11 protein-coding genes, 2 tRNA genes, 1 pseudogene and 1 riboswitch are annotated in these 16,615 nt (G+C 60.5%); of the genes and pseudogenes, 7 read left to right on the top strand and 7 right to left on the bottom strand.

Annotated features, from left to right (window positions below; translation table 11 throughout):
* The first annotated feature begins 47 nt into the window (after positions 1 to 47).
* From M2367_RS19455 to M2367_RS19440, 4 genes are all read left to right on the top strand, one after another.
* Positions 48 to 123, top strand: a tRNA-Ala gene (locus M2367_RS19455).
* Between the two features lie 58 nt (positions 124 to 181).
* A tRNA-Ala gene (locus M2367_RS19450) sits at positions 182 to 257 on the top strand.
* Positions 258 to 598: 341 nt separating this feature from the next.
* A riboswitch (cyclic di-GMP riboswitch) is annotated at positions 599 to 685 on the top strand.
* Positions 686 to 797: 112 nt separating this feature from the next.
* Positions 798 to 3,827, top strand: a complete 3,030-nt coding sequence (locus M2367_RS19445; RefSeq protein WP_404972887.1) for a glycosyl hydrolase family 18 protein — start codon at positions 798 to 800, stop codon at positions 3,825 to 3,827.
* A gap of 152 nt (positions 3,828 to 3,979) precedes the next feature.
* Complete coding sequence (locus M2367_RS19440; RefSeq protein WP_042040342.1) at positions 3,980 to 4,921, top strand: chemotaxis protein CheV; 942 nt, start codon at positions 3,980 to 3,982, stop codon at positions 4,919 to 4,921.
* 71 nt (positions 4,922 to 4,992) lie between these two features.
* Here M2367_RS19440 and M2367_RS19435 read toward each other — a convergent pair whose 3' ends face one another.
* A complete protein-coding gene (locus tag M2367_RS19435; RefSeq protein WP_259238005.1) occupies positions 4,993 to 5,598 on the bottom strand; it encodes an arylesterase in 606 nt (201 codons plus the stop codon).
* Here M2367_RS19435 and M2367_RS19430 point away from each other — a divergent pair.
* A pseudogene (locus M2367_RS19430) lies at positions 5,597 to 6,265 on the top strand (ABC transporter ATP-binding protein); the annotation flags it as partial. The gene M2367_RS19435 and the pseudogene M2367_RS19430 sit on opposite strands and share 2 nt — an antisense overlap.
* A 259-nt stretch (positions 6,266 to 6,524) precedes the next feature.
* On the top strand, positions 6,525 to 8,963 hold the full coding sequence (locus M2367_RS19425) for an ABC transporter permease (RefSeq protein ID WP_259238004.1): 2,439 nt from the start codon (positions 6,525 to 6,527) through the stop codon (positions 8,961 to 8,963).
* A gap of 81 nt (positions 8,964 to 9,044) precedes the next feature.
* Here M2367_RS19425 and M2367_RS19420 read toward each other — a convergent pair whose 3' ends face one another.
* The 3 genes from M2367_RS19420 to M2367_RS19410 all read right to left on the bottom strand — a co-directional run bounded on the left by M2367_RS19420 (position 9,045) and on the right by M2367_RS19410 (position 13,810).
* Positions 9,045 to 9,959, bottom strand: coding sequence for a TIGR01777 family oxidoreductase (locus tag M2367_RS19420; RefSeq protein ID WP_259238003.1), 915 nt, complete (start codon positions 9,957 to 9,959; stop codon positions 9,045 to 9,047).
* A gap of 418 nt (positions 9,960 to 10,377) precedes the next feature.
* Positions 10,378 to 12,537, bottom strand: a complete 2,160-nt coding sequence (pta, locus tag M2367_RS19415) for a phosphate acetyltransferase (protein ID WP_259238001.1) — start codon at positions 12,535 to 12,537, stop codon at positions 10,378 to 10,380.
* A gap of 70 nt (positions 12,538 to 12,607) precedes the next feature.
* Positions 12,608 to 13,810: an acetate kinase gene (locus M2367_RS19410; protein WP_259237998.1), complete on the bottom strand. Its 1,203-nt coding sequence runs from the start codon at positions 13,808 to 13,810 to the stop codon at positions 12,608 to 12,610.
* Between the two features lie 303 nt (positions 13,811 to 14,113).
* Here M2367_RS19410 and yfbV point away from each other — a divergent pair, with 303 nt between their 5' ends.
* Positions 14,114 to 14,554 (top strand): terminus macrodomain insulation protein YfbV, encoded by a 441-nt coding sequence (gene yfbV, locus M2367_RS19405; RefSeq protein ID WP_042040332.1) that lies wholly within the window; start codon positions 14,114 to 14,116, stop codon positions 14,552 to 14,554.
* A gap of 70 nt (positions 14,555 to 14,624) precedes the next feature.
* Here the strand turns inward: yfbV and M2367_RS19400 are convergent, their stop codons facing one another.
* From M2367_RS19400 to M2367_RS19390, 3 genes are all read right to left on the bottom strand, one after another.
* Positions 14,625 to 15,125: a YfbU family protein gene (locus M2367_RS19400; RefSeq protein WP_259237994.1), complete on the bottom strand. Its 501-nt coding sequence runs from the start codon at positions 15,123 to 15,125 to the stop codon at positions 14,625 to 14,627.
* 243 nt (positions 15,126 to 15,368) lie between these two features.
* Positions 15,369 to 15,833 (bottom strand): thioredoxin-dependent thiol peroxidase, encoded by a 465-nt coding sequence (gene bcp / locus M2367_RS19395; protein ID WP_224432944.1) that lies wholly within the window; start codon positions 15,831 to 15,833, stop codon positions 15,369 to 15,371.
* 59 nt (positions 15,834 to 15,892) lie between these two features.
* Positions 15,893 to 16,426 carry a glycine cleavage system protein R gene (locus M2367_RS19390; protein ID WP_224432138.1) on the bottom strand — a complete coding sequence of 178 codons (534 nt, stop codon included), beginning with the start codon at positions 16,424 to 16,426 and terminating at the stop codon, positions 15,893 to 15,895.
* Positions 16,427 to 16,615 lie beyond the last annotated feature (189 nt).

The following is a 16,615-nucleotide window of genomic DNA, read 5'->3' as shown; positions in this document are numbered from 1 at the left end:
TAAGGCAAACGGACACCAGAACCGATTGTCTAAAGAGTAAAGATTTCGGGGTTATAGCTCAGCTGGGAGAGCGCTTGCATGGCATGCAAGAGGTCCGCGGTTCGATCCCGCGTAGCTCCACCACTATTTCGTAGTAAGGCAAACGGACACCAGAACCGATTGTCTAAAGAGTAAAGGTTTCGGGGTTATAGCTCAGCTGGGAGAGCGCTTGCATGGCATGCAAGAGGTCCGCGGTTCGATCCCGCGTAGCTCCACCAATTTCTTGTTACAAGAAAGCTAAAGGCCACCGCATCGCGGTGGCCTTTTTGCTATGTGCATCCGCTCTTCGCTCCCCTTCCCGACATGAATTGTCGTCTCATCAATCATCGTATGGCGTCCTAGTCATGAGGTGGCTCACAGTTCCAGCGCATGATATCAGCGGTTTCGGGCATATCGGTGTCGATGCTTGTGCTGATAATCGTGTTAATTGCTAGCTGTTCGCGGCATTTTGGCTACTTTTCCTGCGTTCTTTGTGTTCCGCCAAAACATATTTTCCTTTGTGAATGAAGATTGAGCATTTGCGGGCGACTTCCTATACTCGGGCCGTTCCAGATGGAATCCAGGTAAAGAGCAAACCGGTTGAAAGACCGGGACGCAAAGCCTCCGGTCTACCGACTCCAGGGTCCAGGATAGCGGGGTTACCCAGGTAAGAGTCAGTGACGCGTCCATCGTCACTTGTCTTCTTCGTCGTACCTGTTGCGGTTGTGCTTTGCCTTGGTCAGCGTTTTGCCAAGACAAAAAACAAGGATGATAACAAGATGCAACAAGTCTTAAGACCAAGTCGGCTAGCCATGCTGGTCGCCCTCGCGTCCCTGCCCGGTTGGGCACTCGCGGCTTACCCCGCCTATCAGGCAGGCACCGCCTACAAGGCTGGCGACATCGTCAGCAACATCGGTAGCCTCTACCAATGCAAAGCATTCCCCTACTCCGGCTGGTGCAGCGGTGCCAGCTCTCACTACGCCCCGGGCACAGGTACTGTCTGGGCCGATGCCTGGACGCTGTATCAGGATACGACTCCCCCTGCACTGGACCTGACACTCTCTTCCCCGGCCGCGGGCAGCTCGGTGAGCGTGGGTGCAGAACTGGCTCTGGCCGTCAGCCTGGCCGGTAGCAGCAGCGCCGTGACCCAGGTGGTCTATCTGGTCGATGGCAGTCAGGTGGCTGCCGCGACCTCTGCCCCTTGGTCAGCCAGTTGGGCTGCCAGCGGAGTGGGCGCTCATCAAATCACGGCTCGCGCCCTGGACAAGGATGGCAAGAACCTGGATGAAGCTCAGGTCAGTGTGACGGTGACGGCCGTGGTTGCCCCCGAGGCGCCCAAGGCCAGCATCACCAGCCCGGCCGCCGGGGCCAAACTCACCCTGGGTCGCGCCGTCACAGTGACCGGCAATGTCACCGATGCCAATAACGATGTGGCCAGGGTCGAGCTCTATGTGGATGGCAAGAAGGCGGGTGAGGACAGCAGTGCGCCCTGGCAGCTGAGTTGGACGCCGCAGACCAAGGGGAGCGCCGCGCTGACCCTGGTCGCCGTAGACAGCCAGAACCTGTCGGGGGAGTCCGCCCCGGTGTCGGTCAGCATCGAAGAGGCGGCCTTGCCGCCCACCGGTGGCAATCTCTCCTGCGACGTTCGCCAGATCTATCGCGCCGATGGCAGCGAGTGCATGGGGGATGACCATGGCCGCCGCGTCATCGGTTACTTCACCTCCTGGCGTACCGGCAAGAACGGTCTGCCTTCCTATCTGGTAAACGACATCCCCTGGGACAAGATCACCCACATCAACTATGCGTTCGCCGCCGTGGATGAGCAGAGTCACCTCATCAAGGTGGATGACGCCGCCACCAAGCTGACCTGGGAAGGGGTGCCGGGCGCCGAAATGGATCCGGAGTTTGCCTATCAGGGCCACTTCAACCTGCTCTCCAAGTACAAGAAACAGTATCCAGACGTGAAGACCTTGATCTCCGTGGGCGGCTGGGCCGATACCCGTGGTTTCTATGCCGCCACCACCAAGGGTGACTGCTCGGTCAATACCGCTGGCATCAATGCGCTGGCCAACTCGGCGGTGAGTTTCATTCGCCAGTACGGCTTCGATGGGGTGGATATCGATTACGAATATCCGACCTCCATGAAGGATGCGGGTAACCCCAATGATTTCCCGCTCTCCAATCTGTGTCGGGGCAAGCTGTTTGCGAACTATGAAGTGCTGATGAAGACGCTGCGTGAGCGGCTCGACAACGCGGGCACCGAAGACGATCGCAAGTACATGCTGACCATAGCGTCACCGGCGTCGGCCTATCTGCTGCGTGGCATGGAGAACTTCCAGGTCACCCAGTATCTGGATTACGTCAACCTGATGACCTATGACTTCCACGGTGCCTGGAACAACTTCGTGGCCCATAATGCCGCGCTGTTCGACAACAAGGCAGATCCGGAACTGGCCCAGTGGGGTGTCTATAACCAGGCTCAGTTCGGTGCCATCGGTTACCTGAACGCAGCCTGGGCGGCGCACTACTTCCGTGGTGCCATGGCGGCTGGCAAGATCAACGTGGGTGTTCCTTATTACACCCGTGGCTGGCAGGGGGTCACCGGTGGTACCCATGGTCTCAATGGCAAGGCAGCCTTGCCAAGCCAGAGCGACTGCCAACCGGGTACCGGGGGCAGCACCATCCCTTGTGGCAATGGCGCGGTCGGTATCGACAACATCTGGCACGATCTGGACAAGAACGGCAATGAGATAGGTGGCGGCGCCGTGCCCATGTGGCATGCCAAGAACCTGGAGCATGCGGCCAGCCTCGGCATCACTACCCTGCCCAGCTACGGCGCGGCTTGGGGGCTGGATGCCAATAACCCGGCTGACGTGATGCAAGGTCAGTACGTGCGTTACTACGATGACAAGGCCCATGCGCCCTGGCTGTGGAACGAAGAGAAGAAAGTGTTCCTCTCCACCGAAGATGAAGAGTCCATGGGTCACAAGCTGGACTACATCATCAAGCGCGGTCTGGGTGGCGTCATGTTCTGGGAGATGGCGGGGGATTATGATTTCGATCCCGCCAAGAACGAATATGTCATGGGCAGCACCCTCACCAGCCTGGCCTATGACAAGTTCGCCACGGCGAGCAAAGCTAGCCTGAAGCAGAACGATCTGCCGGCCCCGGCCGCTCAGCTCGACATCGCCGTCAGCCTGACTGGCTTCAAGGAGGGGGATTCCAACTATCCCATCAATCCGACCCTGAAGCTGACCAACAACTCCACCCAGACCATTCCGGGCGGCACCCGCATCGAGTTCCTGATGCCCACCTCCACTTCTGACACCATTACGGATCAGAGCGGTATGGGGCTGACAGTGGTCGAGAGCGGTGGCAACCAGAACTCCGACGGCATCGCCAATGAGAAGGACTTCCACAAGGTGGCCCTGACCCTGCCGGGCTGGAAGGCCTGGGCACCGGGGACGGATGTTGAAGTCGCCATGACCTATTACCTGCCGGCAGCCGGTGTGCCAAGTGGCGTGCGCCTCGTCAGCGGTAGCCAGACCATAGGCCTGAAGTCCGACTTCCCGGCCCTGGCCGAGGCGGTACTGGGCGGCGGCAGCAACCCTGGCCCGGGCGGCACGACCTGCAGCTCCCAGAGCGTCAATCCGGCGGCCTATCCGGCTTACCCGAGCTGGCCGCAAGGGGACCATGCCAATGGCAACGATCGCATGACCAATGGCAGTGCGGTCTGGCAGGCGAACTGGTGGACCAGCTCCGAGCCCAAGGCGGGTGATGGCAGCTGGAAGCTGGTTTGCAGCTACTGAGAGAGAGATTAACAATACAAACGGGGCCTCTGGCCCCGTTTTTTTATCAAGAAAACCCCGGTGGCGGCCGACATAACATAGTAATGGCCATAGTACCGGGATCGGCGAGTCCCTATACTGGACCGCATTCGGATTGGGAGAGAAGGGCAATCATGGCGAGCATATTGGATTCAGTGGATCAACGTACCCAGCTGGTAGGGGAGAATCGCCTGGAGTTGCTGATGTTTCGACTCGGCTCCCGTCAGCTGTTTGCCATCAACGTGTTCAAGGTGCGCGAGGTGGTGAAACTGCCCCACCTGAACAAGATGCCTGGCTCTCATCACAACATCAGCGGCGTGGCCAATATCCGCGGTGTCTCCATCCCCGTCATCGATTTGCGCAGCGCCATCGGCATGCGCGGCCAAGCCCAGGAGGGAGAGGCCAACCTCATCATCACCGAATATAACCGTACCATTCAGGGTTTCCTGGTCGGCCAGGTGGCCAACATCGCCAATATGACCTGGAAGGACATATTGCCGCCGCCGCGCTCGGCGGGTCGCGCCAACTACCTCACCGCCATCACCCGCCTGCGGGAGGGCGATAGCGAGCAGATCGTCGAGATCATCGACGTGGAGAAGGTGCTGGCCGAGATCATCACCTACGACATCCGCATCTCCGACGCCGTGCTGGATAGAGAACTGCTGCCGCAGATGCAGGGGCGCAAGGTGTTGATCGTCGATGATTCCAGCACGGCCCGCAACCTGATCCGCGATACCCTGGCGCAACTCGGACTCGAAGTGATCGAATGTCAGGATGGCCTGCAGGCCTTGCGTTTGCTCAAGAGCTGGTGCGATGCGGGCAAGAGAGTGACCGACGAAATACTGCTGATGATCACCGATGCCGAGATGCCGGAGATGGATGGTTACCGCCTCACCCACGAGGTGCGCAGCGACCCGCGCATGCAGGATCTCTTCATCACCCTCAATACGTCGCTCAGCGGCAACTTCAACGAGGCCATGGTCAAGAAGGTCGGCTGTGACCGCTTCATTTCAAAGTTCCAGCCGGACCTGTTGGTGGGGGTCGCCCAGGAGCGGCTGCGTCAGTTGCTGGGTTGACAAACTATCGGGCTGGTTCAGCAACCAAAAAGGTCAGCATCTGCTGACCTTTTTGGTTCTACAAGAGCCTGTCAGTGAGTCAGCAAGGGCTCGACGAAGCGGGCCACCTTGTCGCGGATGAGCGGCTGTGCCTCGGCCTTGGGGTGGATGCCATCATTCAGCATGAGTTCAGGGCGAGTGGCAATATCATCGAGGAAGAAGGGCAGCAGTGGCCGCTCATTCTCCTTGGCAAGATCCGGGAATATGGTTTCGAACTGGCGCAGGTAACGGGCCCCGTAATTGGGGGGCAGCTGGATCTGGGTCAGGATGGTGTGGATCCCCTGCTGCTTGGCCATGGTCAACATCTTGGCCAGATTCTGGCGAGTGATGGCGGGCGGGAAACCGCGCAGGCCATCATTTCCCCCCAGCTCGATCAGCAGCCAGTCCGGCTTGTGCTCCTTGAGCAAGACAGGCAGTCTGGTGAGGGCCCCTTGCGTGGTCTCGCCGCTGATGCTGGCGTTGATCAACTGATGCTGGCCACCGGTTTGCTGCCACTGTTGCTGGAGCAGGGCAGGCCAGCTCTGCTCGGCCTGCATCTGATAACCGGCACTCAGGCTGTCGCCCAGCACTAACAGAGTCTGTGCCTGCAACTGGCCACAGGCCATCACCCACATTAAGGCGAACAGGATACGCGCCATGACTTCAACTCCCATCATTTCGATTAGCAACCTCGGCAAGTCTGTGCGCCTTGGCAGTGACAATCTGACCATCCTTGAGGGGATCTCGCTGCAAGTCAAGGCGGGGGAGACCCTGGCTCTGGTCGGTGCCTCAGGTTCGGGCAAATCGACCCTGCTCGGCCTGCTGGCCGGATTGGATCTGCCCAGTAGCGGCGAGATCCGCATTCAGGGTCACTCCCTCGGCGAGCTGGATGAAGAGGGGCGCGCCCGCTTGCGCTCCGATCACATCGGCTTCGTATTCCAATCCTTCCTGCTGTTGCCGACCCTGAGCGCCCTGGAAAACGTCATGCTGCCTGCCGAGTTACGTGGCGAGCGCGATTGCGAACCCAGGGCCCGCGAGCTGTTGGCGGCGGTCGGCCTGAAAGACAGGCTGGATCACTTGCCCCCCAGGCTCTCTGGTGGCGAACAGCAGCGGGTCGCCATCGCGCGCGCCTTCATGACCAGACCCAGCCTGCTGCTGGCAGACGAGCCGACCGGCAACCTCGACAGCAAGACGGGGGATACCGTCATCGAGCTGCTGTTCGAACTCAACCGTACCCATGGCACCACCCTAGTGGTGGTCACCCATGATCTGGCACTGGCTCAGCGTTGCCAGCGCCAACTGACCATGGCAAGTGGCCGCTTGCAGGGCAGCCCGGGTGAGGAGTTCCATGCTGCTGACCGCGATGACCGCGATGACCGCGATGACCGCGATGACCGCGATGACCGCGATGACCGCGATGACCGCGATGACAGCAGCGCCGTGCGTGCCTGACGCTGGCCCCGGGATCCGGTTTTATGTCGATAGAGAGCAGTCATGACCCAGTTAACAGGATGTCAGCGCATGAGGAGGTCGCAATGATGCGGTCAGGATGGCATGAGCGTCAAACCGTGAGGGAGCCCCAATAATGATGCATTTACGATTGGCGCTGCGTCTGCTGCGCCGGGAAGGGGCCAGTGGCGAGCTGCGCTGGTTCGTGCTGGCGCTGGCGCTCTGCGTCGCCTGCGTGCTGAGTGTGGCCCTGGTCGCCGATCGGCTGGACGCTGGCCTCAAGGCCTCGGGTCGTGACTTTATCGCGGCAGACAGAGCCCTGGGCACGAGCCGGGCCCTGAGTCCCGATCTGCTGGCCAGGGCGCAGCAGGACAAGTTGGCGGTGCAAGCCACGGTCAGCTTCAACAGCATGCTGTTTCACGGCGAGGCGTTTCAGCTCGCCTCTATTCGTGCGGTACCGAGTGGTTTCCCCTTCTATGGCACCCTGGAGCTGACCCCTCAGCAAGCCCCCAAACCGGGCGAGATCTGGCTGTCGCCACGGCTGATGCAACTGCTCGAGGCCAAGGTGGGGGAGGCGCTTGAGGTGGGCAATACCCATCTCAAGGTGGCGGGTCTGCTTGGCCGTGAGCCGGATCAGGGATTTAGCCCCTTCCTGCTCGCGCCGCGTGCCTTGATCCACAGTGATGACATAGGGGCAACCGGCGCCTTGCTGCCCGGCAGCCGTCAGCAGTGGCGCTACCTGTTTCAGGGCTCGCGGGCCGACATCAACCGCTTCGAAGCCTGGATAAAACCCAAGCTGGTGACGGGGCAGAAGTGGGTCACCCCGGATGACAAAGGCTCACAGGTGGGGCGCTCCCTGGCCAACGCTGAGCGTTTCTTCCGGCTCGCGTCCCTGGCGGGGGTCTTGCTCGGTGCCCTGGCCATGGGCATAGCCGTGCGGCATTTTGCCGAACGCCAGACCAGCATGGTGGCCCTGCTCAAGACACTTGGGGCTTCGCGAGGAACCCTGTGGCGCCTGATGGGCACCCTGCTGCTCTGCCTCACCCTGGTGGGCGCTCTGCTTGGCCTGGTGGCGGGCAGCGCCATGCAGTGGCTCACCCTGCATCTGCTCGGTGGCCTCTTGCCTGCGGATCTGCCGCCCCCCTCCTGGCGTCCATTCGCCCTGGGGGTGGCCGTGGCGCTCTTTATCACCCTGCTACTCGCCTTCATCCCCTTCTTGCGCCTGCTCAAGGTGCCGCCGCTGCGGGTCCTGCGTCGTGAGCTGTCGGCGAGCGTCCCCCCTTGGTTGGCGCTGCCGGTGGGTCTGCTCGGTCTGTTCGCCCTGGTGTGGGGCTTCACCGCCGAGCTGGGCTTGTCCCTGGGGCTGGTCGCGGGCATGGGGCTGCTGATGGGATTGCTGGCCGTGATGGCTGCGGGCCTGCTCAGGCTCGGCGGCCGCCTCCAGGGGCCCCACGCCTTGCGTCTGGCCCTGGCGCATCTCTCCAGGGAGCGAGGTGCCGGTCTGTTCCAGTTGGCGGGGTTCGCCCTTGCACTCATGTTATTTGGCTTGCTGTGGGCGGCCCGGGTCGATCTACTCGACGAGTTTTCCGCCCGCTTGCCCGCCGATGCGCCCAATCGCTTCCTGGTCAACATCAGCAGCGAGGAGCGCATTCCCATACTCGCAGCTCTCGGCGAAGCGGGTGCCGTCACCTCGGACTTCTACCCCATGGTGCGTGGCCGCCTGACCAGCATTGCCGGCGACCTCATCGGGCCCAATGGCCGGGAGGGAATCGACAGGGAACTCAACTTCACCAGCACGGCGCAGTTGCCTGCCGATAACCGCATCACCCAGGGGCGCTGGCTGGCGGGCAAAGGCGAGGTCTCTGTAGATGATGAAGTAGCCGGGCGGCTGGGCATCAAGCTGGGCGACACACTGGGCTTCAACATTGAGGGGCGCGAGTTCGAGGCGAGCGTCACCAGCCTGCGCCATATCAAGTGGGACAACATGCGTCCCAACTTCTACATGATCTTCTCGCCGGATCTGCTGACTGACTTCTCGCCGACCTGGCTTGGCAGCTATCGGTTGCCAAGCAGCGGCAAGGGCGCCGAAGTGGCGCTCATACGTCAGTACCCCACCGTCTCCCTCATCGATGTGGATGATCTGATCGCCCGGCTGACCCAGGTCTCCCAACAGGTGAGCCGGGCCCTGGCCTTGATGCTGGGGCTGGTGACGGTGGCGGCCCTGCTGGTGTTGCTGACCCAGACCCAGGCCAGCATGGCGAGCCGACGCAGGGAGCTGCTGCTGATGCGTACCCTGGGGGCGAGCAGTGAGCTGCTGCAGCGCATGTTGCGTTGGGAGCTGGTGGCGACGGGCCTGCTGGCGGGATTGTGCGGGGCGGCCGTGGTGGAGATCTGTTCCCTGGCTCTGCAACTGCTCTGGTTTGAAGGGCAGTGGCAGTTCCACTGGTTCATCTGGCTGGGCTTGCCTGTGCTGGGTGCCTTGCTGGTCACCCTGGCCGGACAGGGGATGCAGCGCCAGTTGCTGGCGGGCACCCTGAGCGATCGACTGCGGGGCCTGGGTCAGGGGCTGCTCTAAGGGCTCACCCAGGTAGATACCGGAGAAAAAGAAAAAACGCTTCATCCGGCGGATGAAGCGTTTTTATTTGAGGATCTCTGGTTACGGGCTCGATGGGGGGCGTTCCAGCAGATTGCAAAGCGCCTGGGGCAGGGCCGGGAAGCTGAAATGAAAGCCTGCGTCCTGCAGCCGTTTCGGCAGGACTCTTTGCCCGGTGAGCAGCAGGTCGGCGGCCTCGCCCATCATGAGCTGCAGCGTCCAGGCGGGAATGCGCATCAGGTGGGGGCGCTTCAACGACTTGGCCAGTTGCTGGCTAAACTCCCGGTTGCTGACCGGGGTGGGCGCCGTGCCGTTATAGATGCCTTGGCAATCGTCATGCTCGAGCAGAAACAGCCAGGCGCGCACCAGATCCTGAATGTGGATCCAGGAGACCACCTGCTGCCCTTTACCCATGGGGCCGCCGAGCCCGACCCTGTAGGGCGGCAGCATCTTGGGCAGGGCGCCGCCATCTAGCCCCAGCACCAGGCCAATGCGCAAGATGCAGACCCGGGTCTGTTCACTGCTGGCCGCCAGGGCCAGGGATTCCCACCGGTTGCAGAGCTGATGGGTGAACTCGAGACTGGGGTGATCGCACCCCTCATCCAGTGGCTTGTCATCCTGGCGGCCGTACCAGCCGATGGCAGATGCGCTAAGCAGTGCCTTGGGGGGGGTGGTGGAGAGCTTGATGAGATCGACCAGCTGTTCGGTCAGCAGCCAGCGGCTATCACACAGTTGTTGCTTGCGAACCGGGTTCCAGCGCCCCTGAGCGATGGGCTCCCCCGCGAGGTTGATCACCACATCGATGTCGTTGAGATGGTCGAGCCGGTCCAGGGAGTCAATCAGCTGCATATCGTGGCCGAGCAGTTGATACGCATGGCTCCCCTGACGGCTCAATACTACCACCTGATGCTGTACTTTAAGGTGGGCGACTAACTTGCGGCCGATAAAACCTGTCCCCCCCGTGATCAGTATCTTCATCTCGTCTTCCCCTCTCTGTCTGGCTCTACTCTAGTGAGTCGGCAAGGGATGAACAAGCCATGAGCATGAGGCAAGGTACACCAAGAGGCACCATCTGCATCTGTTGTTTTCTTTCAAATGATCCAGAAACTATCCACAAAAGCTGTGGAAAAGTCTGTAGATTAGCGGTGTGTCTAGCGTTAGTTACTTGATCTTAAAAGAGTATTTCATTCTGATCTCGACTGGAGTGCAATTGCTCAACCCCCTGGCGCGAATGTGAGTGTTCGCTCAGGCGCTGCATCACTATTGGCGAAGGCTCTAGGCGCTGGGGCGAGATCTGACCGGATCCGGATTTGATCTTCGGGATCAACATAATGCCCGCCAGCCATAAAAAAACCCGCCAGGAGGCGGGTTTTTGCAAGAGGGCAGAGCGGGGCTATTACTCGGCCTCTGCCTGGGCTGCCTGAATACCGGTCAGGGCGATGGTGTAGACGATGTCATCCACCAGGGCGCCACGGGACAGGTCATTGACCGGCTTGCGCATGCCTTGCAGCATGGGGCCGATGGAGACCAGCTCGGCGGAGCGCTGTACCGCCTTGTAGGTGGTGTTGCCGGTGTTCAGATCCGGGAACACGAACACGGTGGCTTTACCCGCAACCGGTGAGTTCGGTGCCTTGGACTTGGCCACGTTCTCCATGATGGCCGCGTCGTACTGCAGCGGGCCGTCGATGATGAGGTCCGGGCGCTTGGCCTTGGCCAGCTCGGTCGCTTCACGCACTTTCTCTACGTCCGCGCCGGCGCCAGAGGTACCGGTGGAGTAGGAGATCATGGCGACGCGCGGCTCGATGCCGAAAGCGGCAGCGGAGTCGGCGGACTGGATGGCAATCTCGGCCAGCTGTTCGGCGCTCGGATCCGGGTTGATGGCGCAGTCACCGTATACCAGCACCTGATCAGGCAGCAGCATGAAGAAGATGGAGGAGATCAGCGACGAACCCGGGGCAGTCTTGATGATCTGCATCGGCGGACGAATGGTGTTGGCGGTGGTGTGCACGGCGCCGGAAACCAGACCGTCCACTTCGCCACGCTCCAGCATCATGGTGCCCAGCACCACGTTGTCTTCCAGCTGTTCGCGGGCGACCACTTCGGTCATGCCTTTGTTCTTGCGCAGCTCGACCAGACGCGGCACATAGCGCTCGCGCACTTCCAGCGGGTCGATGATCTCGACGCGATCGGTCAGCACCACACCCTGCTGTTCGGCGACGCGGCGGATCTCTTCCGGGTTGCCCAGCAGCACCGGACGGGCGATGCCACGCTCGGCACAGATGGCGGCAGCCTTGATGGTGCGCGGCTCTTCCCCTTCTGGCAGCACGACGCGCTTGTTGGCCTGACGGGCCAGCTCGGTCAGCTGATAACGGAATGCCGGCGGGCTCAGACGACGGGAGCGGGTGGACTTGGCAGAGAGAGACTCTATCCAGTGCTTGTCGATGTGGCCAGCCACATAGTCCTGCACCAGTTCGATCCGCTCGCGGTCATCTTCCGGAATGTCGACGTTGAAGTTCTGCAGGCTGACCGCGGTCTGCCAGGTGTTGGTGCCGGTGATCATGATCGGCAGGCCGGTGGCCATGGCCTGTTGGCACAGGGCCATCACTTGCGGTTCCGGGTGATAGTTGCCGGTCAGCAGCAGGGCACCGAGCTTGACGCCATTCATGGCGGCCAGACAGGCGGAGACGATGACGTCCGAACGATCGCCGGAGGCAACCAGCAGGCTGCCCGGACGGAAGTGCTCAACCATGTTGTGGATGGAGCGGGCACAGAAGGTCACGGTCTGCAGACGACGGCTGTCCAGTTCACCCTTGTGCAGGATCTTGGCGGCCAGGTGCTTGGAGAGATCCTTGGCGCGCGGGGCGATCAGCTGGGTGTTCCAGGGGATGCAACCCAGGATGCGCAGCGGGCTCTTGCCAAACACCTGCAGCACTTCCAGGTTATGGGCGGCATCTGTGGTGTGGTGATGGGCCTCGAACATCTCGGTGAGATCGGGGCGAGTCACGCCGTGCTCGTCCACCGGTGCGCCCACCTTGTTGATCACGCAGCCGACGATGCGGGGGTTGTTGACGCCACCGAAGTTGGAGCAGGCCAGTTCGATGCGCTCTTTGAGCTTCTGGCTGGAGTCATGACCCGGGTGGGTGACGAATACCATGTCGGCGTCCAGGGCCTTGGCGACGTCATAGTTCAGCTTGTTGGCAAAGGGCTGTTTGTCGGTGGGCACCATGCCCTCGACCACCACCACTTCGGCGCCGCTGGCTTTCACGTGCTCTTCGAAGCGAGCCACAATCTCTTCCAGCAAGATATCGGTGTTGCTGGTGGTGATCATGTTCTCGGCGTAGGAGAGGGCGAAGGGCTCGGGTGGGTTGATGTTGGCAGCGGCGCGGATCACGGCGGTGGAGCGCTCGGCTCCAATCTCGCCCGGACGCGGCTGGGCAACCGGTTTGAAGAAGCTGACATTGACACCGTGACGTTCCATGGCGCGAACCACGCCAAGACTCACGGAAGTTACGCCGACACCAGTGCCGACCGGGATGAGCATAATAGTGCGTGCCACTTATTACCCCTTGTTCATTTTTTGGGATCAGGAAAAGGCCGCCCTGGGGCGGCCTTGCTCTACAGCTAAATTATGCGCCGACGAGATCCAGCGCGTCGTGGGCAATGACCCACTCTTCGTTGGTCGGGATAACCAGGGCCTTGGTGGAGCCAGCCTTGGAGATCTCGCCACCCTTGCCGAAGCGGGCTTTCAGGTTGGCGTCGTGGTCGACGTCAAAGCCCAGCAGCGCCAGCTTGTTCAGGGCCATCTCACGGATAGGAGCGGAGTTTTCACCGATACCACCGGTGAAGACCACGGCATCCAGACGACCATCCATGGCGGCAGCGTAAGCGCCGATGTACTTGGCCAGGCGGTAGCAGTAAACGTCCATGGCACGCTTGGCTTCTTCTTTGCTGTCGTAGTTGTCTTCGACGAAACGGCAGTCGGAAGTGACTTCAGTCAGACCCTGCAGACCGGACTCTTTGGTCAGCATGGTGTTGATCTCGGCCACGCTCATGCCCAGATTGTCATGAAGGTGGAAGATGATGGCCGGATCGATATCACCACAACGGGTACCCATCACCAGACCTTCCAGCGGGGTCAGACCCATGGAGGTGTCGACGGACTGGCCATTTTTGATGGCGCAGACGGAGCCGCCGTTGCCCAGGTGGCAGTTGATGATGTTCAGCTCGGAGACCGGCTTGTTCAGGATCTTGGCCGCTTCCAGGCTGATGTAGTAGTGGCTGGTACCGTGCATGCCGTAGCGACGGATGCCGTTCTCTTTGTAGAGCTTGTACGGCAGGGCATACAGGAAGGCTTCCTGGGGCATGGTCTGGTGGAAAGCGGTGTCGAACACGGCCACGTTCTTGTCGGCCAGATGCGGGAACACTTTCAGGGCGGCACGGATGCCGACCAGGTGGGCCGGGTTATGCAGCGGGGCCAGGGTGGCGCAATCTTCGATGCCCTGGACCACTTCGTCGGTGATGACCACGGAGGAGGTGAACTTCTCACCACCATGCACCACACGGTGACCGACGGCGATCAGGTTCTCGGCCAGGGCCGGATTCAGGGGCAGGATCTTGTTGACTATGAAGTCCAGCGCTTCCTGGTGGGCGGCACCGGCGCCGAGATCGGCACTGCCTTTCTCGCCGTTGAGCTTCCACTTGATGCGGGCATCGTCGAGACCGAAGCACTCGGCCAGGCCGGACAGCAGGTCGTCGCCTGTGGTGGCATCGATCACGGCAAACTTCAGGGAAGAGCTACCACAGTTAAGTACAAGAACCAGCTTACTCATGAATAAATCCTATCGCAGATTGGGTTGTGTAGGAGGACTGCACGGACGCAAAGGCGTCCAACATCTTCAACTTATCCTTATGAGGGTTGGCAATCTGTTGCTTGCCCCTTGTATAGTGATACAAGACCCGAAATCCTGACGCCTGCCGATGGGTGCCCGAGGGGCCACTGGCGGTAAAAATAGGCGGACAAAGGATAACCTCATTGTTGAAAAATAACAAAGTCATCCTAAACCTTTGCTATGTTCCATCAAATTTTTACGCGGTTTTGCCGTTAATACGTTCAAAATTAGCTCGGAGGTAATATGAGCATGAATTCTTTTGGAACTAAGTTACAGCAAGGCCGACATTATATGACGATTTGGCCGCGCCGTCCCGAGCTCAATCCGCTGTTTCCTGAAAACCGTGTCATCCGCGCCACCGAGTTTGCCCTCAAGGTGATCCCGGCCCTGGCCGTGCTCAGCATCATGCTGCAGTTCCAGTTTGGTCAGGATTACTACTGGCCTTCGGTCATCACCAGCGTGCTCTTCCTGCTCAGCCTGCCGCTGCAAGGTTATTACTGGCTCGGCCAGCGTGCCGCCACCCGCCTGCCGCCCTCTCTGGCCAGTTGGTATCGGGAGATCAATAGCAAGATGAACGAGCAGGGTGGCCGCCGTCAGCTGGTGGCCCAGCCTCGCTATGAAGAGCTGGCCGATACCCTCAACGCCGCTTTCAAGCAGCTCGATAAATCCTTCCTCTACGAGTGAGCCCAGCTCGATGCATCAAGGCGCCCCGGGGCGCCTTTTTTATCGGGCGGGTTTTGCATCGGCGGTACCCTCAGGCGGCCAGGATCTTGCGGATCTCCTGGATGGAGAGCTTGTACTGACGTGGACACTGGCGCCACACCGCCAGCATCCGCTGGTATTTGTCACCCATGGCAATGTCGCTGGAGAGTTCGTCGCAGGGGCAGTCCAGCTCGGGGAAGCGCTTGTCCACCTCGAGCAGGAAGCAGACATAGTCTGCCAGGGCGGCTTCCTGGCTGCGGCTGTAGCCGTTGAAGCGCAGTCGACTGGCTGCTATCTCCCCCTGATTGACCGGATCCAGGTTCCCCCAGGAGATGGCCAGGGCATGGTGCAGCTCCAGGGTGTCCAGCACCCCTTGGCAGGTGGCCAGATCCAGGTGGCCGAAGTGTTTTTCCAGCTCGAGGATCTGCAGGCAGTAACCCTTTTCGATGATGGTACTGGCGCGCTGATAGTGGGCAGCTTGCTCCGGGTTGAGCTTGGCCAGGATCTCGTACTGGTTGCTGAGGATCAGGCGCTCGGTGTGGCTCATGTTCATGGGTTTTCTCGCTGCAAGATGAAACTGGCACCAAGTTAACCCAGATATCAGATGAATTTTTTGATCTCGAAGGGGAGTTGTCGTCAAAAAACCTGGCGGTGAGTCGGGTCGTGCCCAACGTGGGGGTATCAAAGAGAGTGCGACACAACGGCACACAGCAAGAGAGGGCCCCGGGCCCTCTCTTGTTTCATCTGTCTCATCCCAGCCATGGCTGGGAGGGCTGCCCCGGTTGCGGGGATGGGCTTAGCCCTTGACGAAGTCCAGCACCACCTGGTGGTGGTTGCTGGTCTTGAACTTGTCGAAGCGGTGGACAATCTTGCCCTCCTCGTCGATGAGGAAGCTCAGGCGATGGATGCCGTCATACTCCTTGCCCATGAATTTCTTCGGACCCCAGACCCCGAAGGCATCTGCCACGGCATGGTCTTCGTCGCTGAGCAGCCGGAAATTGAGGCTGTCGCGCTGTGCGAATTTTTTGAGGCGTGTGCTGGCATCCGGGCTGATGGCAAGCACCTCCACATTGAGGGTGGCCAGCTCCGCATTGACGTCGCGCAGGCCGCAGGCCTGGGTGGTACAACCCGGGGTCATCGCCTTGGGATAGAAGTAGACCAGTACCTTCTTGCCGCGCAGATCGCTCAGGCGAACTGGTTGGCCATCCTGATCTTGCAGGGTGAAATCGGGTGCCATGGCACCGGCTGACAAGGGGGTGATGGGTTCAATGGCGGACATCTTGGCTCCTTGGTGAAGCGGGCAATCGGGGGGATCCCACCTCAAGCATGCTTGCGGTGGATGATAAATTCGAACGACTCGGCGCCCAGGTTCTGACAGAAGGTCGCGAAGGCGGCCTCGGAATCGGTGACCTCGCCCGTGCGGGTCAGGTTGAGTTGAAAGGCGGCCTTGAAACGGTTGTAAGGCTGCTGCTCCCGGGTTTCGGTCTGCATGGCCTGGATGTCCCAGCCATGATCAATGAAGAACTGGGTGCACTGACTGACGATGCCCGGCTCGTCACGGATCAGGATCTCGGCACTGGCATTGGTGTCGTATTGCAGGGAGTGGTGGCGCTCGGTGCGCTTCATCATGGTGATGAGATCCCACTCCTGACTGCGCAGGGGCAGGCTTATTTCGAGCTGCATCAGGCTGTTCCAGTCACCGGACAGCAGCATGATGAAGGTGAATTCGTTGCCGAAGATGCCAAGGCGGCTGTCGACAATGTTGCAGCCACAGCCACTCACGTGGCGAGTCACTTCGTTTACTATGCCAGGCCTGTCCGTGCCGATGGCCGTTACGACCAGGTAATGCGTCATAAGTCCTCTCTCGTCCATTCATTATTCTGGCGCAAGAAGGCTCGGGTGAGCCGTGGTCCACGCAGGGGAACACCATTGCGGACATAGCGCCGTTTTGTGGCGGATGGTAACACGGCTTGCCACCTGCCTCCCTTGTTTTTCAAAGGGGTCAGCTTTACCATTACGCCCCTGAAAATCGGGAGAAATATC

Origin of the sequence: Aeromonas sp. BIGb0445, from assembly GCF_024809075.1 — a bacterium.
GTDB classification, from domain to species: domain Bacteria; phylum Pseudomonadota; class Gammaproteobacteria; order Enterobacterales; family Aeromonadaceae; genus Aeromonas; species Aeromonas rivuli.
This window is presented reverse-complemented; position numbering and strand designations above follow the sequence as displayed.